The sequence below is a fragment of the Streptomyces rubellomurinus genome (assembly GCF_000961885.1).
GTDB lineage: Bacteria > Actinomycetota > Actinomycetes > Streptomycetales > Streptomycetaceae > Kitasatospora > Kitasatospora rubellomurina.
Map to the genome: position 1 here is coordinate 1 of NZ_JZKH01000337.1, position 421 is coordinate 421.

The following is a 421-nucleotide window of genomic DNA, read 5'->3' on the forward strand; positions in this document are numbered from 1 at the left end:
CGCGCGTGGTCGGCTGATGCAGGCGCTGCCGGCGGGTGGGGTGATGGTGGCGGTGCGGTTGTCCGAGGCGGAGGCCGTCGAGCGGTTGGCGGGCCGGTCCGGTGTCGGGATTGCGAGCCTGAACGGCCCGCGGTCCCTGGTGCTCTCCGGTGAGGTAGCGGCCGTGGACGCGCTGGTGGCGGACCTGGAGGCCGAGGGTGTGCGGTGCAAGCGTCTGCGGGTCTCGCACGCCTTCCACTCGCCGCTGATCGAGCCGATGCTGGACGATTTCCGGCAGGTGTTGGAGGGCGTGGAGTTCCGCGCGCCGCAGCTGCCGGTCGTCTCGAACGTGTCGGGCGGTCTGTTGACGGCCGAGCAGGCGTGTGCGCCGGAGTACTGGGTGCGTCAGGCCCGCGAGGCGGTGCGGTTCGCGGACAATGTG

The 421-nt window shown here is 72.0% G+C and carries 1 protein-coding gene; it reads left to right on the forward strand.

The window, feature by feature from the left end:
• Window positions 1-16: 16 nt before the first annotated feature.
• The coding region (locus VM95_RS38090) for an acyltransferase domain-containing protein (protein WP_244179162.1) at window positions 17-421 on the forward strand (405 nt) is incomplete at its 3' end.